The sequence below is a fragment of the Niallia circulans NBRC 13626 genome (assembly GCF_001591585.1).
GTDB classification, from domain to species: domain Bacteria; phylum Bacillota; class Bacilli; order Bacillales; family Cytobacillaceae; genus Niallia; species Niallia circulans.
This window is the reverse complement of the sequence record NZ_BCVE01000023.1, coordinates 1-24,018: the sequence shown is the minus strand read 5'-3', so window position 1 is coordinate 24,018 and position 24,018 is coordinate 1. Positions and strand designations below refer to the sequence as shown.

Here is a 24,018-nt window from a genome sequence, read left to right as displayed (position 1 = left end):
TCGGTAAAGGAGGTACATTATAATGGCACGTAAAACTAATACACGTAAACGTCGTGTTAAAAAGAATATTGAGTCTGGTGTTGCTCATATTCGTTCTACTTTCAACAATACTATCGTAACTATTACAGACGTTCATGGAAATGCTCTTTCATGGTCAAGCGCTGGTGCACTTGGATTCAGAGGTTCTCGTAAATCTACTCCATTCGCTGCACAAATGGCTGCTGAAACTGCTGCAAAAGCATCTATGGAACACGGTATGAAAACTTTAGAAGTAACAGTTAAAGGACCAGGTGCAGGTCGTGAAGCTGCTATTCGTGCTCTTCAAGCTGCAGGACTAGAAGTTACAGCGATCAGAGACGTAACTCCAGTTCCTCATAATGGTTGCCGACCACCTAAACGTCGCCGAGTTTAATTTTTCTGTATAAATTTTCTATCCTTGTCTATAATGGGATATGACTAAAACTTTTAGAACCCGTACAGATTTATTAACTAACCCAGTTGTTGTGCACAAGCGGGAACGTAAACATGGGGAATTTCGGTAAAAATTGCCGAGGTTTCGACGTTTTGAAGGAGGGTATATCTTGATGATCGAAATAGAAAAACCAAAAATCGAAACGGTTGAGATCAACGATGATGCCAAATATGGTAAGTTCGTCGTAGAGCCACTTGAGCGTGGATATGGTACTACTTTGGGTAACTCCTTACGTCGTATTCTACTATCCTCACTGCCAGGTGCCGCTGTCACATCCATTCAAATTGATGGGGTACTTCATGAGTTCTCAACTATTGAAGGCGTCGTAGAAGATGTTACAGCTATCATATTAAATATCAAAAAGCTAGCATTGAAAATATACTCTGATGATGAAAAAACTTTAGAGATTGATATGCAAGGTGCAGGGGTAGTAACAGCAGCAGACATTACACATGATAGTGATGTAGAGATCTTAAATCCAGATCTTCATATCGCAACATTAGGTAGTAACGGAAATTTCCGCATGCGTTTAACTGCAAAGCGTGGCCGTGGATACACACCAGCAGAGCAAAATAAACGTGAAGATCAACCTATTGGTGTAATTCCTATTGACTCTATCTTTACGCCAGTATCTCGTGTTTCTTATCAAGTAGAGAATACTCGTGTTGGTCAATTGACTAATTATGATAAGTTAACTTTTGACGTGTGGACTGACGGTAGTACAGGTCCTCAAGATGCTATCGCACTTGGTGCAAAGATTTTAACTGAGCATTTGAATATCTTTGTTGGATTAACTGACGAAGCACAGAATGCTGAGATTATGGTAGAAAAAGAAGAAGATCAAAAAGAAAAAGTTCTTGAGATGACAATCGAAGAATTAGATCTTTCTGTTCGTTCTTATAACTGCTTAAAACGTGCTGGTATTAATACCGTACAAGAATTAGCGAATAAGACGGAAGAAGATATGATGAAAGTTCGAAACTTAGGTAGAAAATCTCTTGAAGAAGTAAAACATAAATTAGAAGAGCTTGGATTAGGATTAAGAAAAGACGACTGAGAAGTCTCTTGATTATGAACGATATCTATAAAGCTTGTATTTTAACAAAAGGAGGGAATCTCACATGGGTTACAGAAAGTTAGGACGCACAAGCGCACAACGTAAAGCTATGTTACGTGACTTAACTACAGACTTAATCATCAATGAGCGCATTGAAACAACTGAAGCTCGTGCAAAAGAACTTCGTTCTGTTGTAGAAAAAATGATTACACTTGGTAAACGTGGAGATCTACATGCACGTCGTCAAGCAGCTGCTTATGTACGTCATGAAGTTGCTAATGCTGAAACAAACCAAGATGCTGTACAAAAGTTGTTCAGTGATGTTGCTGCTCGTTATACTGATCGTCAAGGTGGTTACACTCGTATCATGAAAATGGGACCTCGTCGTGGAGACGGAGCACCAATGGTAATTATCGAGTTAGTGTAATAGGATTTTCAAAGAAACTTAGGGTGCGGGACAGTTTATATTGTTATGAAACTTGTTCAAGTGCCCTTTTTCTTTAATAATCCTCACTTTTAGATCAAGCCAATATAGAGTGTTATGATGAGCATTTATCTTTTTTAATGACTCGTCTAGCTCGTGCACCTCTTCTTTGGATTTAAATCGTTAGAAAGAGGTGCGGGCTTTTTTCATGTTTTATTAGAACTGCAGGGTGCTAAGAAGTGGAATACCATAAGATATATTTAACAAGCATAGAAAAAGGATATCAAAGATTATACAAATAATCTTATGTTAAACCAATTCAAAGCTCGCCCAATTGGCGAGTTTATTTTTTTATCTTGCTTTAACAATGAGTTAGAATAAAAAATTGAAATATTTTCAGTGGGTTATTACATGCAGGTTGATAGTCATTAATAGGAATGTAGTAATTTTACTTTATTTATAATCAACAATATCTGGCAGGTAAATGGTGGGAATGTAATGGACCAAAAGATTTTAGTAAAGGTAGAAGATGTATCTTTTAAATATGAGGAGCAGACAGAATTTGCCCTTAATCATGTTTCTTTTCATGTAAACGCTGGTGAGTGGGTTGCGATAGTTGGACATAATGGTTCAGGTAAATCTACGTTAGCGAAGTTATTAAATGGATTACAATACTCTCATGAAGGTTCTATAGTCATCGATGGTATTCCGATAACGGAGGAGTCTGTGTGGGACATAAGGAAAAAGGTAGGAATGGTATTCCAGAATCCTGATAACCAGTTTGTTGGTACAACGGTGAAGGATGATGTGGCTTTTGGTTTAGAAAATAACGCTGTTCCAAGAAGTGAGATGGTAACAAGAGTAGAGCGTTCTTTGGAAAAAGTAAAGATGTTATCTTTTCTTGATCAAGAGCCGCACCATCTGTCTGGAGGACAAAAACAGAGAGTTGCTATTGCAGGAATAATTGCATTGAAACCTGAAATTATCATATTAGATGAGGCTACCTCTATGCTTGATCCTCAGGGAAGAGAAGAAGTCTTTGATATTATGAGAGAGCTGCAAAAAGAAAATATGACCATTATCTCGATTACTCATGACCTAGATGAAGCTGCTAAGGCAGACCGGATTATCGTAATGAATAAGGGTAGGGTATATAAGGAAGGTAGTCCTAAGGAAATATTTAAACTGCAGAAGGAACTTGTTGAAATAGGTTTAGATATACCTTTTACTATTAAGGTTAGAGAAAGCTTAATAAACAAAGGTATTTCATTAGAGGAAATATATTTAACAGAAGAAGAGTTGGTGACAGGCATATGGACATCTCACTTCAAAAAGTAGAGTATCGTTACCAGGAAAATTCTCCGTTTGAGCGCTTGGCGATAGAGGATGTAAGTTTTAATATTCCTTCTGGAAGTTATGTTGCCGTTATAGGTCATACTGGTTCAGGTAAATCTACCATTTTACAGCATCTTAATGCTCTTTTAACCCCGTCTAAAGGGAAAGTGGTAATAGGTGACCGTATACTTGAGGGTGGACAGAAACATAAGAACTTACGGAGTATCCGGCAAAGAGTGGGCATTGTTTTTCAGTTTCCAGAACAACAGTTGTTTGAAGAAACAGTAGAAAAGGATATCTGTTTTGGTCCTCTCAATTTTGGTATTCCTGAATCAGAAGCAAAGATCAGAGCTGTGAAGGCATTAAGTGAGGTAGGATTGTCGGAAGATTTTCTTATGAAATCTCCGTTTGATTTATCAGGCGGTCAGATGAGAAGAATAGCTATTGCTGGTGTGCTGGCTATGGAACCAGATGTACTTGTATTAGACGAGCCGACAGCTGGCTTAGATCCAAGAGGCAGACGAGAAATTATGGATATGTTTTATAAGCTTCATAAAGAGCGAAATTTAACGACTGTTCTAGTTACACATAGTATGGAGGATGCTGCTCATTATGCAGATCAAATAGTCATTATGAATAAAGGGAAAGTTCATCGTCAAGGGACTCCAATAGAAATTTTTAAAGAAGCAGAGGATTTAGCTGCTATTGGATTGAATGTTCCTGAAGTTGTACGATTCCAAAAGAAAGTAGAAGCAAAATTCGGAATGAAGATGGAACGGGTTCACTTAAACATGGAAGATTTTACGGATGAGTTAGCAGTGTATCTTCAGAAGAAAGTAGGGAGCAGTTAATGGGAAAAATGATTATAGGGCGTTTTATTCCCGTTGATTCTACATTACACAGAATGGATCCTCGTTCCAAGTTACTACTTGTTTTCCTATTTATTTGTATTGTATTTTTGGCTAATAATATTTGGAGCTATTTGCTATTGATTGTATATGTAGGTACTTTAGTCGCCATCTCCAATGTACCGATTAAGTACATTTATTTAGGACTGAGGCCAATTTTTTGGTTAATTATTTTTACGTTTATTTTGCATATTTTTTTCACGAAGAATGGAGAGCTATTGTTTGAATGGGGATGGATTACGATTTATAAAGAAGGTATTAGAATGGGGATTCTCATTTCTATTCGCTTCTTCTTGCTCATTATCATGACATCCTTGCTTACGCTGACAACTACGCCAATTGAGTTAACGGATGCAATTGAAACATTATTAGGTCCACTAAAAAAGGTGAAATTTCCTGTTTATGAGCTGGCGCTTATGATGTCTATCTCCTTGCGATTTATTCCGACTTTAATGGATGAGACAGAAAAGATTATGAAGGCTCAGATGGCAAGAGGGGTAGAATTCTCTAGTGGCTCCATTAAAAGCCGTGTACAAGCAATTATTCCTTTATTGATCCCTTTATTTGTTAATTCCTTTAAAAGAGCAGAGGAGCTTGCTATTGCGATGGAGGCACGTGGCTATCAAGGTGGAGAAGGAAGAACGAAATACCGCCAATTAATCTGGAATCCTATTGATACCATAATGATTATTATTCTGTTACTAATAACAGCTATGCTGTTTGTGTTAAGAACATAATGGAGAATGCGATGCAAAGATATAAATGTACAATTAGCTATGATGGATCGAATTATAGTGGGTTTCAAATCCAGCCAAAGGATCGAACCATACAAGGGGAAATCGAAAAGGCTTTAAAAAAGCTCCATAAAGGAGTAGAAGTAAAGATTCAAGCTTCGGGTAGAACGGATGCTGGCGTACATGCAAAGGGACAAGTTATTCATTTTGATAGCTCTCTTGATATACCTGCAGATAAGTGGCCGATTGCCCTAAATACTCTTTTACCTCACGATATTGTGGTTGCAGATGCAGAGACAGTACCCGACTCCTTTCATGCCAGATATAATGTAACGGCGAAAGAGTATCGCTATTTTATTCAATTAGGAGAGCGGAGAGATCCCTTTAAACGTAATTATGCCTATTATTATCCATATGCTCTAAATATGGAGGCGATGAGGGAAGCACTAAGTTATTTTATTGGAGAGTATGATTTTACTAGTTTTTGCTCTGCTAAAACAGACAAAGAAAGAAAAGTAAGAACGATTACTGGAGTAAAGCTTACAGAGGAAGACAATATGTTAATTTTTTCTTTCCAAGGGAATGGATTCCTTTATAATATGGTGCGGATTATGGTCGGTACCTTATTAGATGTAGGAAGAGGGAAAAAGTTACCACAAGATATTCCCGTAATTTTAGAGAAAAAGGATAGAAAGGCAGCAGGAAAAACAGCCTCTGCAAATGGATTGTATCTTTGGAAGGTATGGTATTAAACCATGATTCTTGCGACGCTGGGGAGAGGAGACTAATGCTTTCCTCCTTTTCCAAAAAGAGTACAGAAAGTGACCAAGGAATCCTTTTCTTATAAGTAAAAAGTGTTGTTCTTTGAGTAAAAGTCACGAAAAAAAGATTTTTTTCTCATAACAACTAAACCTGGTGTAACATTCCCTTGACATATGCTACTCTAGGATATATCATAATATGGTATGTATTTTAAACCCACATTAAGCCCCGGAACTTAATTGTGTGAACATATAGACGTAAGAACAGACATTTATATTTTAAAACAAACTATAACTTTAACATTTCAGGAGGGAAACTCATGCGTACAACGTTTATGGCTAATTCAAACAATGTTGATCGTAAATGGTACGTGATTGATGCTGAAGGCCAAACTTTAGGGCGTCTTGCTAGTGAGATTGCATCAATTCTACGTGGTAAACATAAACCAACTTTCACACCTCATGTGGATACTGGTGATCATGTAATTATTTTAAATGCTTCAAAAATTGAATTGACTGGTAAAAAATTAACTGACAAAATTTACTACCGTCACTCTATGCACCCAGGTGGATTAAAGCAAAGAACTGCTTTAGAAATGCGTACTAAATATCCAGAGCAAATGTTAGAACTTGCAATCAAAGGTATGCTTCCAAAGAATTCTCTTGGTCGTCAAATGTTTAGAAAATTACACGTATATGCTGGTAGCGAACATCCGCACCAAGCTCAACAACCAGAAGTTTACGAACTTCGTGGATAATTAATAAAGGGAGGTAAAACAAATGGCACAGGTTCAATATATCGGTACTGGTCGTCGTAAAAGCTCTGTTGCTCGTGTACGTTTAGTTCCAGGTGACGGACAAATTATCATCAATGGTCGTGAAATCGAAAATTATATCCCGTTTGCAGCTTTACGCGAAGTTGTTAAACAACCATTAGTGGCTACTGAAACAACTGGAAGCTACAATATTTTAGTAAATGTTAACGGTGGAGGTTATACTGGTCAAGCTGGCGCTATCCGTCATGGTATCGCTCGTGCTTTACTTCAAGTAGATCCTGAATACCGTCCAACATTAAAACGCGCAGGATTATTAACTCGTGACGCTCGTATGAAAGAACGTAAAAAATACGGTCTTAAAGGCGCTCGTCGTGCACCTCAGTTCTCAAAACGTTAATCAATGGGGTTCAAAGACTCTTTTCACTTCGGTGGAAGGAGTTTTTTTATGTCTAAAAGTTGTCTGTTATTATATTTGATGACACCTCATAACAGAATCCTTCATGAACCTCAGACTATATACTATTATTTTTCTCCAGCGAAACGATGGAGTGTAATTTTCCACCTTACTCCTCATTAAACTAGATTATTGCCCAATTTTTATTGAAAAATGAAGAATTATTTAGAACGAGAGTTGCGCTGTTTCTGTATAAATTGGACAAATGGATAAAATTAGTCTCAAATTGTTCCATTTTTGAACCACAGACTTTTTTTATTATTATAATGAAATTGAGAAAAGTGTTATATTAGAGCTTAATGGGAGGCGCAATTGAGCGAGATGAATAATAGTTATGAGTTTTTATGGGGGATCAACCACTGCAGTTTATCAATGTTAAAGAGCATGGAATGAGGAAGGGATATTGTTAACCATGAGAGTCCATTGTATATTTTGAATGTAAATGGTGTGCTGCAGGTGATCTTATCAAAGATATAAGGAACAAAGTAGATTTTCTGCTCATTGCACACTTACCTCATTTATAGAGCGGAGTACCCTAGAACATGTTTAATACTATGTTTTGTAATCAGGGGTTTAAAGAAATATTTTTTATTACATCCAATCATTCATATCTTCACATACTTGGAACATAATTTCAAAGATTGGGTTTGTTACTTTAAAGACACTGAGAGGGTAACTTTAATTGGCGAGAGCAAATTTTTTGGAGGATGAAGTATTGAAAAAATGTTATGGTCAGAATTAAGATTGACTGTTCTTAAGTAAAGGAAAGGCTGAATCGAAATTTAGATTTCTTACATTTACGACAACAGAGGCAGCTTTTGGGATTCAAGGCTAAATTCAAAATTTGTAAATACAAAAAAGCTAATTCACATTGATGCTAGATTAAGTGTAATCCTTAAAAAATATACTCTATAATGTGAGGTGAAGATACCATGATAGATAAAAAAACCACAGTACAATTTACGCTACTGACTTTTAGCATAGCCTATTTTGTGTCTGGTGCTTTGATTGTTCTTGAACCATTTGGATATTCGGTTTACAATTGGGTTCACACATTCAAGCAATTCTTAATGAATATTCCTTTTGCAATCTATATTTTGTCGCCTGCAATTGCTTCGTATGTCGTTTTAAAGAAAAATAAAAAAATAGCTGATTTTAAGGAATGGTTGAAAACTGTTTTCTACGTCAGAAACAACATATTTGTCTATTTGTTTGTTGTTGCAGGGCTTGCACTGTATTTCTTGATCCATATTGTAGTTTCAGACCGCCTAGAAATGATGCTGCCATTTTATACGTTTTTTCTTTCACTTCCTGGTAATCTTATTATTGGTGGCTTGGAGGAAGCTGGCTGGATGTACATATTGCAGTCTAAACTCGACAAAAAATACGGCTTTGTTTTATCTTCTGTTTTTACCGGAATTATATGGACTGTATGGCACATCCCTCTTTTCTTCATTCCGGGGACGAATCATGGTGAAGGGCTCATTAACTTTTGGATGTTTGTAGTTCAACTCATGGCCTTTCGATTTTTCCACGGGGCAATCTACAAAATTTCAGGAAAAGGCTTTGTCTTTATGTCCGTATTATTCCACACCATGTTCAATGCAGCATCCCCTATCTTTGGCACCATGACGATGACCTGGATGGGAACTATTGCTGCAAATGCTGCGATCGTTCTTGTGTCCATTTTAACCGTTGTGATATATGAAAAAAAGAGCATGACAATAATGCAAGTTAGAAAGCTATAGCATGATTGTAATTCCGCGGTTTAACCACTTTAACGAAGAATAGTTAAAGGAATTTTTAAATGCCTGACTTTAAATTTTTAATGGATATAGAATGACCTAGAGATGAAAAAAACTAAACTGAACACGTTAGTAGTAAAATAGAACATAAATACAGGAGTGAAACTTTAACATGCAATATGATGCAAAGAATGCTGAAGAATATTTGGAAATGCTTGAAGATGATTGGAGAAAAGAGAAACTGCTCGCGATTCGACAAATGATTTTTTCATACGCACCAGAACTAGGAGAGGTCATCCGCTATAAGATGTTGAATTATGGTAAAGAAGATAACTATATTTTTGCATTAAATGCCCAAAAACATTATGTCAGTCTCTATGTGGGTACAATAGAAAAAATCGAAAATGCAGAGGCCTTACTAGCGGGCTATAATTACGGGAAAGGCTGCATTCGCATTAAAAAATCGATAAAGATGGAAGATACGGGGTTGGCACAATTTATCCACAAAACCGTCGATAGGTGGCGTGCCGGTGAAGATACGGCATGTTAGCCATATAGGATGGAAGCTTTTTTGTGAGCTGAAATATTTATGGACAGCTGCAACAGTATAGAACAAGACCGCTAGTTAAAAGATAACTGATGAAGAAATTATGCAAAAGCTTGAAAATAGCGGTTCAGGGATTCAGAATTTAGGTAAGTGAGGAGATTTATATGATTAATAAAATTGGTAAAATCACCATCTATGTAGAAGACCAAGAACAAGCAAAATCGTTCTGGATAGAAAAGCTTGGCTTTATATTAAAGCTAGAACAACCGATGGGGCCTAATGCGACGTGGATCGAAGTCGGTCCTAATGAAGATGAATTTACTACGTTAATCCTTTATTCTAAATCATTAATGGAGAAGCAACAGCCCTCTAAAGTTGCTCATCCATCTGTTCTCTTCAGTACCGCTGATATTGAAGCGGCTTATGAGGATATGAAGCAAAAGGGGATAAAAGTGGATGAGTTATTAAAAATGCCATATGGAAATATGTTCGTATTTTATGACCAAGATGGAAACGAGTATATGTTAAGGGAAGATAAATAATAAGGGTCAGTCTCCCGCTCTGCATAGTTAGAGAATCGGGGGACTGACCCATTAATATTGTTTTTAATGTCCACTTGTTGAAAGGCGATCACTATACAAGTGAATGAATGCAAAGAGAGACTTGTTAAGGAGTTTCCATACTAAAAGTTAAAAAATAGTTATCTAGTTACATTGTTCTTAAGGAGCTCTCCATCAATGTTCCTGTATCGCTCCTTATTTGGCAGGATCATTTTTTTACTGACAGCAATGATCTCATCCAAGCCTTTTTCTCTTTCAACAGTTGATGATTTAGTAGATGGTAAACAAGATGACTGCAGAAATTCATGTATTTTTCTTCGATTGGGATCAATAAAAAAATCCAATATGCAACTTATCTCCTGTCTGGGTAGAAAGCAACTGATGTTGGTTCCGGCAGTTTGTTTTATATTGGTGCTATTAATCGGATTGAACTCTTGCAGACCTCATTTGTTCCGGTCGAATTGGGAGCTTATTCGGACTAGGTTCTTAAAAGTTTCACTAGTTCCGGTCGAATAGACCTCTTATTTGGACAGGAGCCTTTCACGTTTCATTTGTTCAGTCCGAATACATCTCTCATTGAGGCCACTGAAAAAATATAAGCACGAGTCTGTTTCGCTTTCCAAAAAGTGACAAGGTGGATATCAGTTGGATTAATGAGTTGTGTACTTTATCCCATGGATACCATATTACGTGAAATAACATATGGACAACGATAAACGCAATAATCCCATACTGCTAGAAAAGATAACCGAATCTTACCGAGTCTCTAGACTCCCAGTTTTTCTAACAAGCCTTGCTAAATCCAGCTAATCGGCTAAGGATGAACATTTTGATGATTAAGGCTTGCACCTACAGTTACTGTAGGTATTACAATGGGAACAAAGGGAGGCGATTCTTATGAAGGAAACTTATTCAGTTGGTAAATTTTCTGAATTGACGGGAATACCGGTAAGAACGCTACATTATTATGAGGAGATGGGTCTTATAAAACCTCATAGACAGGCAAGTGGGCATCGGATATATAAACTCGAGGACATGGTGGAACTACAGAAAATATTAAGTTTGAAGTCACTTGGCTTTAGTTTAAATCAAATAGGTGAACTGCTCAAAGTCCCCCAATATGATCAATCACTTGTTGAGATGTTGAGTTTGCAACAACAGGCATTGGAATTAAAGCTTGTTAAGATGGAAGAATCTCTTGAGTTAATAGGACGTTTGATTGCAATCATTCAAGCTGAAAAGCAGCTGGATCATCCACTAATGTTCAGTTTAATTCATAATATGAATCAAGAAAGCTTGCAACGGGAGTGGGTGGAGAACCATCTATCCGATTATACAGTACAAACCCTGTTTGAGCGGTCAGCGGAGGCGCAGACGAAAATGGATGCGAAAACTGTTCAATTCTCCCGAGCAGTAAGACGGTTATCAGAAGGTCCGATCGATTCGGAGGAGGCCGAGGCGGTGATCTGTGCATATGTGAATTGGGCGCTGGCAAATTTTGATCAGAAGGCAATGGATAATTTAAGAAATTTGGATGAGGAGCATTATGCCAAACTTGAGCATTTAGTGGAGATGCCTTTCAATGAAAAGGAGAGCGCTTGGCTGGACAAGGCAATGGAACATTATTTTTCGAAATATATGATGTCTGAACAAGGAGAGCTAAAATTGTAAAGACGGCTGATACTTAAAACGGAATAATGGACGATTTCGTGGAGTGTGACCCGGGAAGAAGGCGACAAATTGTTTAAATCATTATAAATTGAGGTGGAAAAATAATGAAAAAAGAAGAGTTGGTGCAGCAATTCACATCATTATTTACAGAGGTTAAAAAGCAAGAAATTTTCAATGGTGTGGTTCTTGTAGCTGTTCAAGGGGAAAAAGTGTTATGTGAAGCGATAGGGATAGCGGAATACAATGATAGTAGCGCCCGCCGCTTGACGATAGGCTCTATGTTCGAGCTGGCCTCTGTTTCCAAACCAATTACTGCTCTAGGTATTGTCTTTTTGCAGCAACAGGGGAAATTGGATTGGGATGATCCGATAGCTAACTGGATTCCTGAACTGCCGTATCCAGGAATTACAGTACGTCATTTACTCTGTCATACATCGGGCTTACCTGATTATATGGAGTTATTTGCAAAGAAATGGGATCCTATGCGTTATGCTTGCAATGAGGATGTGTTGCGTATGCTGATTGAGCATCAGCCAGAGCCGTTGTTTGCTCCTAATGAGCACTGGCTGTACAGCAACACTGGTTATATTTTGCTAGCTATCCTCATAGAGCGGATAAGTGGTCAGAGTTACGGCGACTTTTTGGACGAACAAATCTTTCAACCTCTCCGGATGAAGCGAACGCTGGTCTATAATCGTCGAGTCGATCTAAGGGATGTTCCAAATGATTACGCTTTTGGGTATGTTTATAGAATTGAACATGATGGATATGTATTGCCTGATGATATTCCGGAACTGAATTATGTAAAATATTTAGATGGGTTACAAGGAGATGGGATGGTCAACAGTACTGCTGATGACTTATTGCGACTGGATATGGCCCTATATGATGATAATTTTATTAGTCCGATCGTGCGCCAGTTGATTTTTTCTCCAGTTATGATGAATAATGGTGAGTCATTTGATTATGGAATGGGTTGGCTGCTCGAGGATGATGAGCGATTTGGGAAAAGCGTCCACCACAGTGGAGGTTGGCCAGGATACTCGACATTGTTTAAACGTTATATTGAGCGTGATATCACATTGATTATGCTGCAAAATGGCGAGCGGGATCATGCTTATACACAGCAGCTGGTAAATAGCATTGAACAGATTATGAGCGGGGAGGCTTACACGGTACCAAAGCCTTTAGAGAGTAAGATAATCATTCCACTTGATCTGAAAAATGCTGAGATATTGCTTGGAAAATACAGATTTGCAAATGAACAGGGAGATCCTTCTGATTTAGATGTATTTGTAGAGCAGGGCAAGTTATATATGAGGATGGAAAATGGGATGTTGCTAAAGTTACTGCCATTATCATCAACATGCTACTATGAGGAACAAACGGCTACAGAACTTGAGTTTCAGAGCGATGAAGATGGCAAGGGCATGCGTCTAATTTGGCATTCAAATGCTAAGCCGGAAGTAGCGGAAAGGGTAGGTATTGATTGAAGTCAAAAAGGTCTCTTTTTATAGGCAGGAAAGATTACTATAGTTAAAGAGACAATCTTGGCAGTTACAGTAAATAGTCACTTTTAATAATAAAAAATAAATGGTAGATAAATGGACATGCAGCGGGGCATGATTGAATATGCAAAATGTATTATAGTAGAAACTTACTGTTACTAATAAAGTAAATGGAGAAAGGATATACATATGAAGTATAAATCAAGAAATGTACAGTTGAGAGAAATCGAAGCACCAATGCCTGATTGCAGTAGAGAACCGTTATTAATCGATGATGAAACGATAAAGACTAGATATGAAAATGTATTGCAAGAGATGAGAATGGATGGGCTTGATGCGTTATTGGTATATGCAGATCTTGAACATGGTGGGAACTTTGAATATTTAGTGGGATTTGTTCCAAGATTTGAAGAAGCTATATTGGTTCTTCACTCTAAAGGCAATGCCTTTCTAATCTTAGGAAATGAAAACTTTAATAAGGCACAATACTCTAGAATTCCAGCCCAAGGAATACATTGCCCGCACTTTTCCTTACCGAATCAGCCTATGGAACCAGATACTCCATTTTCAAGCGTCTTTCTTAAAGCAGGAATCCGAGAATCGATGAAAATTGGTTTAGTGGGGTGGAAGCACTTCACAAGTAAAGTTGAGAATAATCGAAATTTCTTTGATACACCTTCTTTTATTGTGGATACGATCAGAGATATTGTTGGGAAGGAGGGTTCCCTAACTAATAGAACAGATATTTTCATTGCTGGAAACCGTGGAGTACGGAGAGTGAATAATGCAAATGAAATAGCACACTATGAGTTTGGAGCATCTCTTGCGTCGGATTGCATCTTGCGTACTATAAATAAATTAGATGTTGGTGTCTCTGAAATGGAACTAGGTAAAGAACTGAATGATTTAGGCCAAAGAAATAGTGTAGTGACGATAGCATCCACGGGTAAAAGATTTGAAAAGGGAAATTTATACCCTATGTCTAAAAAGGTGACGAAAGGAGATGCCATTTCTTTAACTGTGGGATACAAAGGAGGATTATCCAGTAGGGCAGGATATGCTGTTATGGAACGCTCTGAGTTACCAGAAAGTAAAAAAAATTATGTAGAAGACTTAGCTGCTCCTTATTACACTGCTATTGTAGCATGGCTTGAGAATATTCGAATTGGGATGTCTGGTGGGGACATGTATAGCTTTATTAATTCTGTTCTTCCTAAAGAAGTGTTTCATTGGGAGCTATGCCCAGGACACTTGACGGCTGATGAAGAGTGGCTGGCCTCTCCGATTTATGAGAACTCGGATGAAATTATTAAAAGCGGAATGATTTTTCAAACTGATATAATACCACGTGTCGCTGGATATGATGGAGTATCAGCTGAAAGTACAATTGCACTAGCTGACGATGCATTAAAAGAGGATATAAGAAAAAGTTATCCTGAACTTTGGATGAGGATTCAAAAAAGAAAAGAATATATTAATGATTTCCTTGGAATTAAATTGAGTAATGATGTTTTACCATTATGCAGTACGGTTGCTTATCTAAGACCGTATCTATTAAATAAAAAACTTGCATTTTGTTACAATCATAATGGCTGAATTTAAGATTCTTCGTAAAGTAGTTTAAAAAGTCATGTAATGTAATTGAATATAGGATACTTATCACCTCCTTGTAGCCAAATTTTCTTGTCAGAAAACTTATTACAAGGAGGTTTTATTATTAATAAATCAATTAAGCATATAAAAATAAATATTGCATAGAAATTAAATCTAAAATATAGGTAATACCATATTTTCCATAAATACTAAGATAGTCATTTGAAATGCTATTTTTGCTTATATAAAATATATTTTCATAAGCAATTTTTATACTCTTGTCCTGATTACCAGTTATTAAGAATTTATATCCTCGCAAACTTTTAACAAAATCAAGTGATAATTCTGCGAATTTACCGGATGCCGACACAGTTATAATTATATAGCAGCTTGCTGGTGCTTTTTTGCATTAATTCCAAATAATAATTTTGGTGTGGTTTGAATATTTTTGTGTCCTAAACGTTTCGATACATATGTAATATCTATATCATGGGCAAATAGAAACATTAATTTTGAATTTTGTGTTTTTAACGAAGTGATATCAAAAGTAGAACTAATTAAATGTCTAACTATGGTTGTATTGCTAGCAGTTCTCCATGTTGCATCCCGTTTCTCATACTGAAGTTTCCTTATTTTTATCGATACAAGATTGTATAAGTATACAGCTCGAAGAAGTTTGACGAGAAGGCAAAACAAAAGATATACAAGAAGAAATATTATAACGTTTGATGTTGTTTTTCAATTTTCAAAATTGTAAGATCAACTTATCTACTCGGAGGTGATGTTAATGTATATAGGAAATGGCCATTACTGTTATTCAAATTCAACTGCAATGTTTCTTTCATCAATAGGAGAAAATGTATCTCCTCAACTTGTAGAAGTATTAACTGGTGTTGGATTAGGTGCCATGATAGAAAATGAAAAAAACCTTTTTTTTAGTATGAGAGATCCCGATGATGGTATCAATTATGCTCTAAACATCCTTGGATTTACTGCAGAAGAGCATCAGCAAGCTAGTGACTTAGATGACTCATTTACGTTGTTAAAAAAGCAAATCAAACAAAACCCTGTCATTCTAGGCCCTTTAGATATGGGGGAGCTAACATACCATCCGAATCATAAAAATTTACATGGTTCAGACCATTATGTGCTAGCTTATCAAATGGATAATAAAAATATTTATGTACAAGATCCAGCTGGCTTTCCATTTGTTCCATTATCACTGGACCAATTTAAGAAGGCTTGGATGGCGGAAGGGATTCCATATAGGAAGGGAATCAATAAATATTGGTCTACAGCAAAAAAGGTTGTCACATTAGACAATAACGAAATATATGAGAGAGCAATTGATTACTTTAAGAGAACTTATCGGGAATTCGAAAAAGCGGATATAGGGTTAATTGGAAGGGAAGCAATTTGTTTTTATGCGGATCAGTTATTAAATGCCCCTATTACAGCTGATACTATAGGGCATACAACATTCTTCCTTTTCCAATTAAGTGCAAGAAGAGCCAACGATTATGCAGTGTATTTTAAAGATAGGCATTCACGTCTATCAGAGTTGAAGATTGAACAGGCTAAGGTTCTTGGGATGTGTCATTCTATGTCTGTAAATAAAGATTGGAAAGGTATATCGGAGAAGTTAATGAGGCTAGCCGATTTAGAGGAGGAATTTAGATTGGAACTTTTAAAAGTCGGCAACTAATTATAATTATAGAGATTTCCACTTTAACAAACGAGTGCGTTGATATAAGAAGGGTTAACCTCCCTTTAAAGGGCAGCATTACTGCAAATTTATTAAATTAAAGTTAGTTTTAATACATTCGGAATGCTAAATGCTAGCACGCAACTTGCCGTTCTTATCTACTTTAATTACCGGGAAACAAGTAGACAGAACAGGGTTGCGTGTATGTGAATAGAGTATTCTATTATCAGTGGATTCTTTTAGAATTCAGTTTTAATTATTTTAATCAATTTTTCGACTTCTTCGTCATTACCAGGTTGAATATAGATTTCCTTTGGATACTCAATAATGTTTTTCGTATATTCCTGCATAGGTTCTTTTATTTGTTCTGCAGTCGGCTAATGGGAAGGAATATCATATTTATTGATGGTGCCATCCCCATTCCCGCTTATGTGATGGCACCATCAGCCATTGTTTTCCCTGATAACGATATAATGTCTTTCAGATATTGGACACTATTCTCACCCTAAGGATTTACTGGTTCTCCAGCTGCAATATGCTGAACGCGTAATTCTTCAATATCCCCCTTTTTAATAAGTTGTAACCAAACGCGAGCATACTCAATCTCTTTAGAAGAATAGGCAGATAATATACTACCCTTTTTTTTCTTCTGGCTGATTATTAGAACTATTATTATTTGAAGGTTTATCGTTAAACTCATTACTGTCGGTTTTATTCCCTTCTGACTCAGCTGTTGTATCATCTGGTTCACTTGCTTGGTTGTCATCCTCATCTGAGTTATTCTGTTTTTCTTCTATAGAGCTATTTTCCGAGTTGCTCTTGATTTTACTTTTATCATTACTGCAGGCTATGAGAATAAATGACATTGTCGCAAGTATAGCTATAAGTTTTAAGTACTTTATCATTTTCTTCTCTCCCTTTGAAAAAAAATACGAGGATGTTACGATAAGAAATTATGTGGCAGTAAGAGGATGAGACTCCTTCTCTTACAGAGCTAAAAGCTTGGATGCGTGGTCATAGGTCAATATGATAAAGAAATCTCCTTGAAAAAGGAGATTTTTTTGTCATTGGAGGAAACTTTTTTCATTAAAGCAACGTAGATAAGTAGAATATTTAAGGAGCGTGTTTACATGTATTTTTCTATCCCTGAACCAACAAAAAAAGTATCTAAAGAGGCTGTGAAAGTATGGCGGATATCGGAGGTGATATCTAATAGTACGATTCTTGTGGTATTGGGTGTCTGCTACTTCCTCTATTTCTATTTTTCATGGAAGGCGTGGATAGGTCCAATCATTATAGGTCTTGGCGTATTAACAATCTTGGCGGCATTATGGGGAATTTTTATTGCACCGCCATTAAAACAGCGTTATTGGCGTTATGACGTCAGTGAAGAGTTTATTCAACTGAAATGGGGAGTAATGGTCGAGAATCATCAATTAATCCCGATGACAAAAGTACAGTCGGTTGAATTAACACAAGGACCACTGCAAAGGAAATATCAATTATATTCCATAACGGTGGGGACGATGGGCACTTCGCATGAAATTCCTGCCATTCCAAAGGAAGAGGCTTATCGTTTACGTGATCAAATTGCTCATTTTGCAAAGATTAAGGAAGTGGAGTAATGGAAGGTATCAGGAAGCGGCAGCATCCGATTAAAATAGTTTTTGATATAGTTGGATTTGTAAAAAGTAATTTTTTCTTATTTATTATTTTATTTGTGTCACATTTTGGATCTGAAAAAATGTATATGAAGATATTCCAAGTTCTCTTTCTCCTCTATGCAATTGTGCAGCTTCTTAGCATCATACTGGATTGGTTTACACATACTTATTCAGTAGAAGAGGAAGCGCTACATATAAGGTCTGGGGTTTTTACAAAGTCGCATCGAGTAATCCCCTTTTATAAAATTCAAAATATACATCGACACACCTCTGTTTTTCATAAAGGGCTCCACCTAACTTCCTTAACATTGGAAACAGGAGAGACCGGAGATTCTAGTTCTATACCTTTAACAGTTATTCGCAAGAAAGAGGCAGATTGGTTAGAGTCTTATATCCATCAACCGGAAAATGTCTCAGCAGGAGACGGAGAAGAAGCTAAAACAGTTGCTGGAAGCGAAAGAACGGTTCATTTTCAGGTAACAAGAAGAGACTTAGTGAAGGCTTCTTTTTCTTCTTTGAGCTTTTTAGCGCTAATTCCATTATTAATTTCTTTTTTCTCCAATATAGAATCAATCTTTCAAATGGAAGTGGAGACAAGTAAGGTTCTTACTTATCTATTGGATCATATCTGGATGATAATTGGCGTAAGCATTGCTCTTTTGATTATAGGGGTTCTATTTGGTCTTGGTGTGACCTTCTGGAAATATGGCCGTTTTCAAATAACCTCTGATAAGGATAAGATTTATATAAAAAAAGGACTAGTTTCCGAAACGTCCTTTTCCATTCAAAAGGAGAAAGTGCAGGCGGTGAAAGTGATCCAACTTCCAATGCAAAGACTTTTGAAAATAGCTGAGGTGAAATTGGTGAGTGCCGGGGATATCGGGGATGAAGATTTAGAGGTAAACTCCTTGTTCCCATATATGCCAGTGAACCAAGCATATGAAATCATAGAAAAGATTCTGCCGGCGTATCGATTGAAAAAGCAAATGAAGAAGCTGCCTAAGAAAGCTCTATATGCCAGACTGCTTAGACCTAGTTATTTTGGGATAATCTCAGCAATTGGTCTTGTCTATTGGAAGCCAGAGATATGGTATATAGCGATATTATTGTTTATTTGGATTTATTTGTTGAGAGTATTGGATTACTTTAATAGCAGGTACATCCAAAATGAAGAATTTATTCAAGTGAAGAAGGGGACCCTGCAATCAACATTAATTTTGACAAAAAGAGCAAAGGTTATGGAAGTTAATGTGAAGAGATCCCGGTTACAGAGGAATTTTGGTCTTGCCACTATTGAATTCATCAATCGATCGCAGCCGATTGAGCAAACGGATTTAATCGATGTTCCAGCTTCAGATGCTAGTGAATTTTATCATTGGTATAATAAGCGACTGCGTGACATACATGTAAAAGGTTATATAGAGAACAACGAAGATGAAAATGGTAAGAAAGCACTGAAATAGCAACTATTCTTTTAATTGGATGCTAAAAGGTTTGTTAGACTAGTATCGTCTCATCTTGTTGGTTGAAAAATAACAGCAAGAGGTGAAATCAATTGGCAGTCATTACCAGCTTTGATATAAAAAAACGCGAGAAACAAATAAAATATGAAAGAGCAGTTCTTAAGGAAATATCCGTTAAAGAATTAAAAGAAAAGGTAGCTCACTATTTTGGCTCCTCTAACCTTACTTCTAGTATCTTAATGAACAGTGGTATAGAAGAGGCATGTTATGATGTGGCAATAGAGGCCTTTCTTTTAGGAGCGAATTACAGTAAATTTAGTGAATATGGCGAAGAAATTCAAGCTATAAAAAATAGATGCAAGGAAGAAGATGTTCATTTAAAAGAAACACTTTATCATTTTCTTCTTTATTGGGGCAGTGAGGAAAGCAATAAAAATGAATCCCTTTACTATTTATGCGAACAATTTGTTGATGAATGGTGGCTGGAAGGTTATATGAAAGCGAATAAGAGAAGAAAGCTTCGCTTACATTGAAAGATGGCATGAGGATGCCATCTTTTTGTTATGACCTGAAAGAAGGACTTGCTGTTCTAAAACCTCGTATTCCTCCATATAGTATGAATAAGGACGGGCATAGGGGGGAATGAGGTTAACTGTGAGTAAAAAGTGGAAAATAAGTATATATATCCTAGGACTAGCACTCCTTTTCTTTATTTTGCAACTTGATTTCTCAAATGATGATTCATGGGATGCCTGGAATTTGCCATTAACCGGAAAAGTAATCATTATTGATCCTGGACACGGCGGGCCTGATGGTGGTGCAGGGGATAATGAGGTATTGGAAAAGGATATTGCCTTAAGCGTTTCCTTAAAGCTTCGAGATTATCTGCAAGAGCAAGGAGCGTTAGTCATCATGACAAGAGAAGTGGATAAGGATTTGGCTAGTGAAAGTACGAAAGGCTATCGCAATCGAAAAGTTGAGGATTTAAAAGAAAGAATAAGCATTATCAATAAATCGGATGCGGATTTATTCTTGAGTATTCATTTAAATGCTATCCCTTCATCGAAATGGAGTGGAGCACAAACCTTCTATTCCTCTAAGCAAGAAGGAAACGATAGAGCTGCCAAGTTTATTCAAGACGAATTAATTGATAACTTAGAGAATACTACCCGAAAGGCAAAAACGCTGGAGAGTGTATACATACTTAAATATGCCGAGAGACCAGGAGTGCTAGTGGAGGTAGGTTTCTTATCAAATCCACAAGAAAAGGCAAATCTTATGAAAGAAGACTATCAGGAGAAAATAGCAGCGTCTATTTATAAAGGGGTTAATCGCTTTTTTACAAATGAAGAGGAACTTGAAATTCAAGAATAGAGACGAATCATGTCTCTATTCTTATTTTTGTCGATTCTATTCCCGGGAAATAAATGCTGGTAATAACGTTTGAATCTTCAGAATGTAAACGATAACTATTTTTATGCTATACTGTTAGTAAAAATAGGAAAGGGGATTGCGTCATGATAACAAAAGAAGAAATTGAGAAGATAGTGGAGAATATGATCGATCCTTTTTTACATAAATCATTGCTTGAACTGAGCGCAGTGAAAGATGTCAAATGGAATGAAGAAAAAGGGCATGCCAGTTTAAAGGTTGCTGTAGCAAAGCTTGGTTCCGCCTATCAAATCGAGTTGCAAAATCAAATTGTCAGCGCGCTTAAAGAAAGAGGAGTAGAAAGTGTTGGGTTACGTTTTACGGAATTATCTAGTGCGCTTGTAGAGGAAATAATAAAGGAAACAGAATCTGAAGAGAAGAAGCCAATTTATATTGCCATTGCTAGTGGGAAAGGTGGAGTAGGAAAATCAACGGTTTCCGTAAATTTAGCTGTCTCTTTAGCAAGGATGGGGAAAAAAGTTGGGTTACTGGATGCTGACATTTATGGTTTTAGTGTTCCAGATATGATGGGGATCACGAATAGACCAGAAGTAATAAAGGAGCGTATTATTCCGGTTGAGCGTTTTGGGGTTAAAGTTATTTCGATGGGATTCTTTGTTGAAGATAATACGCCTATTATCTGGAGAGGGCCAATGCTTGGTAAAATGCTGACAAGCTTTATGGATGAAGTAGAATGGGGAGAGCTTGATTATCTCCTATTAGATTTACCACCAGGAACAGGTGATGTGGCCCTAGATGTCCACTCTATGCTGCCGACAAGTAAAGAAATTATCGTAACAACACCTCATCCAACTGCTGCGTTTGTTGCAGCACGTGCTGGAGCGATGGCATTAAGAACAGAACATGAGATATTAGGTGTCATAGAAAATATGTCTTATTTTGAAAGCCGTTTAACAGGGGAAAAGGAATATGTGTTTGGCAAGGGGGGAGGAAAGAAATTAGCAAAGGATTTGGAGGTACCCTTACTTGGAGAACTGCCATTGGGGCAGCCAGATTGGAATGAAGAGGATTTTGCTCCATCCGTCTATAAAGAAACGCATCCTATTGGTGAAAGATATAAGGGGATTGCTGAACAAATAGTAGAAGTGTTAGAGATGGCAGTAGATAGAGTAGAAAACTAACTGCTGATAGCAAAGAGGTACCTTCCTTTGAAGGTACCTCTTTTTATATTTTATTTTCTTCAGATAATAAAGAGGAAGAGGCTTCTTTCGCAGCTTTATCTAGTAATTCTTTAAATTTGGACTTGAATTCAGGTGTTTCCATTGTTTCTTGGAGGATTTGTTCTACATGCTCTCTATATTCTGTGCTTTTTAAAATGTTCTTCATTTCTGATTCTAGTGAAGGATCTTGCAGCAACTCGACCATCATTTTCCGATATCCTGGATCCTTCATTAGGTCTTTGATCAATTTTTCATTTTCGGATTTCATGCTTTTTGCCATTGTTTCAGCAAACTCAGGATCTTTGAATTTCTTTTGCCAAAATTCAGCCGCCTTGTCAGAAACAAGTGTTTTTTCTATTGTGTTTGTTACTGCTTTTTCATTCATAACCAAGTTTTGTTTTATTTCTTCATCGTTCATTACTTCACGAATAGCTTTTTTCCCTTCATCTGTTTTTAATATATCCACAATCATTTTTTTCGTTTGATCATAGTCCATTTGTTGAGAATTTTCACTTTCTGAGCATCCGCTTAATAAAGAAATGACTAGCAGGAGGGTAATCCCTTTTTTTAGCATGATAATTACCTCTTTCATTAAAGATATCTATTAAGTAGAATGGATTCTTTTTGAATTTTTATTCCTGATGGTAAGGAAAAGATAATGAAATAAGAAAGAAAAAAACTGACCCTAAAAGAGTTTCTCGATCTTTATTCAATCGATTCCCTCTAACTTAAGGCACAGCTTTTTTGATTTAATGTACTTCTTTCGATTTGGAATCAGCGTTGGAAATCATTTCTGAAACAGTAACAAACTTTAAGTTCTTTTTTTGTAATTTACCAATAATCTCTGGTAGGGCTTTTGCAGTTTGTTTGGCAGAATCAGAAGCATGTAATAAAACAATGTCCCCTTTTTTAGCTGAAGCAGCTTTTTTAATGATTTGTTGTGCTCCGGGATTGGTCCAATCCTTAGAGTCGATGCTCCAGTGGACTAATGTATAATCATATTGGTCTGCAATAGTTAAGGTAGATTGGCTGAAATGACCAGTTGGGGCTCTAGCTAATAAAATATTTTCGACTTTTAATTTTTGAAATGCCGTTTTTGCTTTAGATATGTCTTGGCGAATTTTTTCTTCTTTTACTTCAGAATAGTCCACATAGTCATAACCTAGTATTCCAATTTCATGTCCTTCCTTTACCATTCTGCTGACTAATTCAGGATGCCTTTCTGCCCATGAACCAGCAAGAAAAAATGTTGCGTTCACTTTCTTTTCTTTCAAGATATCAAGAATTGGTTCTGCTTTTTTGTCACCCCATCCAATATTAAAGGTGAGTGCAACTCCCTTTTCCCCTTTATAAACAGCCTTTGGTCCATCCTTTGAAGAAAATACAGGGATTTGGACAATATTTTCCACATACAAAAACCAGGCTGTGAAGAAGGATACTACAACTATCAATGCCATTTGTTTTAAGGATTTACTGTTAAGAACATAGAAAATATTCATCTGTTTGTCACCTCGTCCACTTTACTGCTCGTCTCATATTTATGTTGAAAAGAAAAAAATAATGACAAAACTTTTATAAAAAAAGAAAAACTAGTACATAATACAGAGACCAAAATATGGATGCAGCAGGAGGATTAGTAATGATTGGATTATTATTAAATAAAAAGGAAATAAAAGAGATTGAATATCTAATAAAAAGGGAATTGGATGAAATTTTATTAGATTTAGGAGATAAAAGAATTGATCTTGCTGTGAAAAAGGCGATGGTTGAAAGGTATAAGAATTTATTTATTTTACTTAAAAGAGTGGCTTCCCCTAAAGAATGTCTGGCATATATCCTGCCAGAAAGTAAACTGTTGGATGAAAAATATAAAATGTGAAAAAAACTGTTGACGAATAATAGTTATCTTGGTATATTAATAAACGTCACTTCGACATGAGAGAAATCAATGAATAAGAAAATAAAAAAGTAGTTGACTCTTAGGTTTGGGTGTGTTAAATTAATAAAGTCGCTTGTTGAGCGGCCAATC

The 24,018-nt window shown here is 36.6% G+C and carries 27 protein-coding genes; 22 read left to right on the top strand and 5 right to left on the bottom strand.

Annotation, left to right across the window (positions count from 1 at the left end; translation table 11 throughout):
• The first annotated feature begins 22 nt into the window (after nucleotides 1-22).
• The 12 genes from rpsK to BCI01S_RS20390 all read left to right on the top strand — a co-directional run bounded on the left by rpsK (nucleotide 23) and on the right by BCI01S_RS20390 (nucleotide 9,755).
• Nucleotides 23-412 carry a 30S ribosomal protein S11 gene (gene rpsK / locus BCI01S_RS20445; protein ID WP_016204580.1) on the top strand — a complete coding sequence of 130 codons (390 nt, stop codon included), beginning with the start codon at nucleotides 23-25 and terminating at the stop codon, nucleotides 410-412.
• Nucleotides 413-584: 172 nt separating this feature from the next.
• Nucleotides 585-1,529 carry a DNA-directed RNA polymerase subunit alpha gene (locus BCI01S_RS20440; protein WP_016204581.1) on the top strand — a complete coding sequence of 315 codons (945 nt, stop codon included), beginning with the start codon at nucleotides 585-587 and terminating at the stop codon, nucleotides 1,527-1,529.
• Nucleotides 1,530-1,593: 64 nt separating this feature from the next.
• A complete protein-coding gene (rplQ, locus tag BCI01S_RS20435; RefSeq protein WP_016204582.1) occupies nucleotides 1,594-1,956 on the top strand; it encodes a 50S ribosomal protein L17 in 363 nt (120 codons plus the stop codon).
• A gap of 495 nt (nucleotides 1,957-2,451) precedes the next feature.
• Entirely contained in the window at nucleotides 2,452-3,291 is an 840-nt protein-coding gene (locus BCI01S_RS20430) for an energy-coupling factor ABC transporter ATP-binding protein (protein WP_047943726.1), read from the top strand.
• Entirely contained in the window at nucleotides 3,267-4,139 is an 873-nt protein-coding gene (locus BCI01S_RS20425) for an energy-coupling factor ABC transporter ATP-binding protein (protein ID WP_047943727.1), read from the top strand. Before BCI01S_RS20430 ends, BCI01S_RS20425 begins: the two co-directional genes overlap by 25 nt.
• Nucleotides 4,139-4,933: an energy-coupling factor transporter transmembrane component T family protein gene (locus tag BCI01S_RS20420; RefSeq protein ID WP_047943728.1), complete on the top strand. Its 795-nt coding sequence runs from the start codon at nucleotides 4,139-4,141 to the stop codon at nucleotides 4,931-4,933. Before BCI01S_RS20425 ends, BCI01S_RS20420 begins: the two co-directional genes overlap by 1 nt.
• An 11-nt stretch (nucleotides 4,934-4,944) precedes the next feature.
• Nucleotides 4,945-5,682, top strand: a complete 738-nt coding sequence (truA, locus tag BCI01S_RS20415) for a tRNA pseudouridine(38-40) synthase TruA (protein WP_305781558.1) — start codon at nucleotides 4,945-4,947, stop codon at nucleotides 5,680-5,682.
• A 329-nt stretch (nucleotides 5,683-6,011) separates the two neighbouring features.
• Nucleotides 6,012-6,449 carry a 50S ribosomal protein L13 gene (gene rplM, locus BCI01S_RS20410; protein ID WP_047943730.1) on the top strand — a complete coding sequence of 146 codons (438 nt, stop codon included), beginning with the start codon at nucleotides 6,012-6,014 and terminating at the stop codon, nucleotides 6,447-6,449.
• Between the two features lie 22 nt (nucleotides 6,450-6,471).
• Nucleotides 6,472-6,864 carry a 30S ribosomal protein S9 gene (rpsI, locus tag BCI01S_RS20405; RefSeq protein WP_047943731.1) on the top strand — a complete coding sequence of 131 codons (393 nt, stop codon included), beginning with the start codon at nucleotides 6,472-6,474 and terminating at the stop codon, nucleotides 6,862-6,864.
• A 989-nt stretch (nucleotides 6,865-7,853) separates the two neighbouring features.
• Nucleotides 7,854-8,669 (top strand): CPBP family intramembrane glutamic endopeptidase, encoded by an 816-nt coding sequence (locus BCI01S_RS20400; RefSeq protein ID WP_061800911.1) that lies wholly within the window; start codon nucleotides 7,854-7,856, stop codon nucleotides 8,667-8,669.
• A 169-nt stretch (nucleotides 8,670-8,838) separates the two neighbouring features.
• Nucleotides 8,839-9,216 (top strand): iron chaperone, encoded by a 378-nt coding sequence (locus BCI01S_RS20395; protein ID WP_047943738.1) that lies wholly within the window; start codon nucleotides 8,839-8,841, stop codon nucleotides 9,214-9,216.
• A gap of 161 nt (nucleotides 9,217-9,377) precedes the next feature.
• The gene (locus BCI01S_RS20390; protein WP_061800910.1) at nucleotides 9,378-9,755 is read left to right on the top strand and encodes a VOC family protein; all 378 of its coding nucleotides are present in this window, start codon (nucleotides 9,378-9,380) and stop codon (nucleotides 9,753-9,755) included.
• 158 nt (nucleotides 9,756-9,913) lie between these two features.
• Here BCI01S_RS20390 and BCI01S_RS20385 read toward each other — a convergent pair whose 3' ends face one another.
• The gene (locus BCI01S_RS20385) at nucleotides 9,914-10,117 is read right to left on the bottom strand and encodes a hypothetical protein (RefSeq protein WP_061800909.1); all 204 of its coding nucleotides are present in this window, start codon (nucleotides 10,115-10,117) and stop codon (nucleotides 9,914-9,916) included.
• Nucleotides 10,118-10,670: 553 nt separating this feature from the next.
• Here BCI01S_RS20385 and BCI01S_RS20380 point away from each other — a divergent pair.
• The 4 genes from BCI01S_RS20380 to BCI01S_RS20365 all read left to right on the top strand — a co-directional run bounded on the left by BCI01S_RS20380 (nucleotide 10,671) and on the right by BCI01S_RS20365 (nucleotide 16,250).
• Nucleotides 10,671-11,444 (top strand): MerR family transcriptional regulator, encoded by a 774-nt coding sequence (locus tag BCI01S_RS20380; RefSeq protein WP_061800908.1) that lies wholly within the window; start codon nucleotides 10,671-10,673, stop codon nucleotides 11,442-11,444.
• A 104-nt stretch (nucleotides 11,445-11,548) separates the two neighbouring features.
• Complete coding sequence (locus BCI01S_RS20375; RefSeq protein ID WP_061800907.1) at nucleotides 11,549-12,937, top strand: serine hydrolase domain-containing protein; 1,389 nt, start codon at nucleotides 11,549-11,551, stop codon at nucleotides 12,935-12,937.
• Nucleotides 12,938-13,141: 204 nt separating this feature from the next.
• Complete coding sequence (locus BCI01S_RS20370) at nucleotides 13,142-14,548, top strand: M24 family metallopeptidase (RefSeq protein WP_061800906.1); 1,407 nt, start codon at nucleotides 13,142-13,144, stop codon at nucleotides 14,546-14,548.
• Nucleotides 14,549-15,326: 778 nt separating this feature from the next.
• Nucleotides 15,327-16,250 carry a YobF C-terminal domain-containing protein gene (locus BCI01S_RS20365; RefSeq protein WP_095259485.1) on the top strand — a complete coding sequence of 308 codons (924 nt, stop codon included), beginning with the start codon at nucleotides 15,327-15,329 and terminating at the stop codon, nucleotides 16,248-16,250.
• 505 nt (nucleotides 16,251-16,755) lie between these two features.
• On the opposite strand, the gene BCI01S_RS26480 is transcribed toward BCI01S_RS20365, so the two are convergent.
• Together BCI01S_RS26480 and BCI01S_RS20360 are read right to left on the bottom strand one after the other, a co-directional pair.
• Entirely contained in the window at nucleotides 16,756-16,950 is a 195-nt protein-coding gene (locus BCI01S_RS26480; protein ID WP_488168462.1) for a YdeJ family lipoprotein, read from the bottom strand.
• The gene (locus tag BCI01S_RS20360) at nucleotides 16,883-17,155 is read right to left on the bottom strand and encodes a hypothetical protein (RefSeq protein ID WP_061800904.1); all 273 of its coding nucleotides are present in this window, start codon (nucleotides 17,153-17,155) and stop codon (nucleotides 16,883-16,885) included. The genes BCI01S_RS26480 and BCI01S_RS20360 overlap by 68 nt, the downstream gene beginning before the upstream one ends.
• A gap of 225 nt (nucleotides 17,156-17,380) precedes the next feature.
• Between BCI01S_RS20360 and BCI01S_RS20355 the strand changes: the two genes are divergently transcribed.
• The 5 genes from BCI01S_RS20355 to salA all read left to right on the top strand — a co-directional run bounded on the left by BCI01S_RS20355 (nucleotide 17,381) and on the right by salA (nucleotide 21,950).
• Entirely contained in the window at nucleotides 17,381-17,875 is a 495-nt protein-coding gene (locus tag BCI01S_RS20355) for a PH domain-containing protein (protein ID WP_061800903.1), read from the top strand.
• On the top strand, nucleotides 17,875-19,377 hold the full coding sequence (locus BCI01S_RS20350) for a PH domain-containing protein (protein ID WP_061800902.1): 1,503 nt from the start codon (nucleotides 17,875-17,877) through the stop codon (nucleotides 19,375-19,377). Before BCI01S_RS20355 ends, BCI01S_RS20350 begins: the two co-directional genes overlap by 1 nt.
• 92 nt (nucleotides 19,378-19,469) lie before the next feature.
• Complete coding sequence (locus BCI01S_RS20345; protein ID WP_047943744.1) at nucleotides 19,470-19,910, top strand: DUF2521 family protein; 441 nt, start codon at nucleotides 19,470-19,472, stop codon at nucleotides 19,908-19,910.
• Between the two features lie 121 nt (nucleotides 19,911-20,031).
• Nucleotides 20,032-20,751: an N-acetylmuramoyl-L-alanine amidase CwlD gene (cwlD, locus tag BCI01S_RS20340; RefSeq protein ID WP_047943750.1), complete on the top strand. Its 720-nt coding sequence runs from the start codon at nucleotides 20,032-20,034 to the stop codon at nucleotides 20,749-20,751.
• A 143-nt stretch (nucleotides 20,752-20,894) separates the two neighbouring features.
• Nucleotides 20,895-21,950 (top strand): iron-sulfur carrier protein/transcriptional regulator SalA, encoded by a 1,056-nt coding sequence (gene salA, locus BCI01S_RS20335; RefSeq protein ID WP_047943745.1) that lies wholly within the window; start codon nucleotides 20,895-20,897, stop codon nucleotides 21,948-21,950.
• Nucleotides 21,951-21,993: 43 nt separating this feature from the next.
• Here the strand turns inward: salA and gerD are convergent, their stop codons facing one another.
• On the bottom strand, nucleotides 21,994-22,563 hold the full coding sequence (gene gerD, locus BCI01S_RS20330; RefSeq protein WP_047943746.1) for a spore germination lipoprotein GerD: 570 nt from the start codon (nucleotides 22,561-22,563) through the stop codon (nucleotides 21,994-21,996).
• Between the two features lie 175 nt (nucleotides 22,564-22,738).
• Nucleotides 22,739-23,488, bottom strand: a complete 750-nt coding sequence (gene pdaB / locus BCI01S_RS20325) for a polysaccharide deacetylase family sporulation protein PdaB (protein WP_047943747.1) — start codon at nucleotides 23,486-23,488, stop codon at nucleotides 22,739-22,741.
• Between the two features lie 140 nt (nucleotides 23,489-23,628).
• On the opposite strand from pdaB, the gene BCI01S_RS20320 reads away from it, so the two are divergent.
• Complete coding sequence (locus BCI01S_RS20320) at nucleotides 23,629-23,868, top strand: hypothetical protein (RefSeq protein ID WP_047943748.1); 240 nt, start codon at nucleotides 23,629-23,631, stop codon at nucleotides 23,866-23,868.
• Nucleotides 23,869-24,018 lie beyond the last annotated feature (150 nt).

Excerpts from the sequence above, each read along its gene's own strand:
- rpsK (WP_016204580.1), top strand. The coding sequence starts at position 23 with ATGGCACGTAAAACTAATACACGTAAACGTCGTGTTAAAAAGAATATT.
- BCI01S_RS20440 (WP_016204581.1), top strand. The coding sequence starts at position 585 with ATGATCGAAATAGAAAAACCAAAAATCGAAACGGTTGAGATCAACGAT.
- rplQ (WP_016204582.1), top strand. The coding sequence starts at position 1,594 with ATGGGTTACAGAAAGTTAGGACGCACAAGCGCACAACGTAAAGCTATG.
- BCI01S_RS20430 (WP_047943726.1), top strand. The coding sequence starts at position 2,452 with ATGGACCAAAAGATTTTAGTAAAGGTAGAAGATGTATCTTTTAAATAT.
- BCI01S_RS20425 (WP_047943727.1), top strand. The coding sequence starts at position 3,267 with ATGGACATCTCACTTCAAAAAGTAGAGTATCGTTACCAGGAAAATTCT.
- BCI01S_RS20420 (WP_047943728.1), top strand. The coding sequence starts at position 4,139 with ATGGGAAAAATGATTATAGGGCGTTTTATTCCCGTTGATTCTACATTA.
- truA (WP_305781558.1), top strand. The coding sequence starts at position 4,945 with ATGCAAAGATATAAATGTACAATTAGCTATGATGGATCGAATTATAGT.
- rplM (WP_047943730.1), top strand. The coding sequence starts at position 6,012 with ATGCGTACAACGTTTATGGCTAATTCAAACAATGTTGATCGTAAATGG.
- rpsI (WP_047943731.1), top strand. The coding sequence starts at position 6,472 with ATGGCACAGGTTCAATATATCGGTACTGGTCGTCGTAAAAGCTCTGTT.
- BCI01S_RS20400 (WP_061800911.1), top strand. The coding sequence starts at position 7,854 with ATGATAGATAAAAAAACCACAGTACAATTTACGCTACTGACTTTTAGC.
- BCI01S_RS20395 (WP_047943738.1), top strand. The coding sequence starts at position 8,839 with ATGCAATATGATGCAAAGAATGCTGAAGAATATTTGGAAATGCTTGAA.
- BCI01S_RS20390 (WP_061800910.1), top strand. The coding sequence starts at position 9,378 with ATGATTAATAAAATTGGTAAAATCACCATCTATGTAGAAGACCAAGAA.
- BCI01S_RS20380 (WP_061800908.1), top strand. The coding sequence starts at position 10,671 with ATGAAGGAAACTTATTCAGTTGGTAAATTTTCTGAATTGACGGGAATA.
- BCI01S_RS20375 (WP_061800907.1), top strand. The coding sequence starts at position 11,549 with ATGAAAAAAGAAGAGTTGGTGCAGCAATTCACATCATTATTTACAGAG.
- BCI01S_RS20370 (WP_061800906.1), top strand. The coding sequence starts at position 13,142 with ATGAAGTATAAATCAAGAAATGTACAGTTGAGAGAAATCGAAGCACCA.
- BCI01S_RS20365 (WP_095259485.1), top strand. The coding sequence starts at position 15,327 with ATGTTAATGTATATAGGAAATGGCCATTACTGTTATTCAAATTCAACT.
- BCI01S_RS26480 (WP_488168462.1), bottom strand. The coding sequence starts at position 16,950 with ATGAGTTTAACGATAAACCTTCAAATAATAATAGTTCTAATAATCAGC.
- BCI01S_RS20360 (WP_061800904.1), bottom strand. The coding sequence starts at position 17,155 with ATGATAAAGTACTTAAAACTTATAGCTATACTTGCGACAATGTCATTT.
- BCI01S_RS20355 (WP_061800903.1), top strand. The coding sequence starts at position 17,381 with ATGTATTTTTCTATCCCTGAACCAACAAAAAAAGTATCTAAAGAGGCT.
- BCI01S_RS20350 (WP_061800902.1), top strand. The coding sequence starts at position 17,875 with ATGGAAGGTATCAGGAAGCGGCAGCATCCGATTAAAATAGTTTTTGAT.
- salA (WP_047943745.1), top strand. The coding sequence starts at position 20,895 with ATGATAACAAAAGAAGAAATTGAGAAGATAGTGGAGAATATGATCGAT.
- gerD (WP_047943746.1), bottom strand. The coding sequence starts at position 22,563 with ATGCTAAAAAAAGGGATTACCCTCCTGCTAGTCATTTCTTTATTAAGC.
- pdaB (WP_047943747.1), bottom strand. The coding sequence starts at position 23,488 with ATGAATATTTTCTATGTTCTTAACAGTAAATCCTTAAAACAAATGGCA.
- BCI01S_RS20320 (WP_047943748.1), top strand. The coding sequence starts at position 23,629 with ATGATTGGATTATTATTAAATAAAAAGGAAATAAAAGAGATTGAATAT.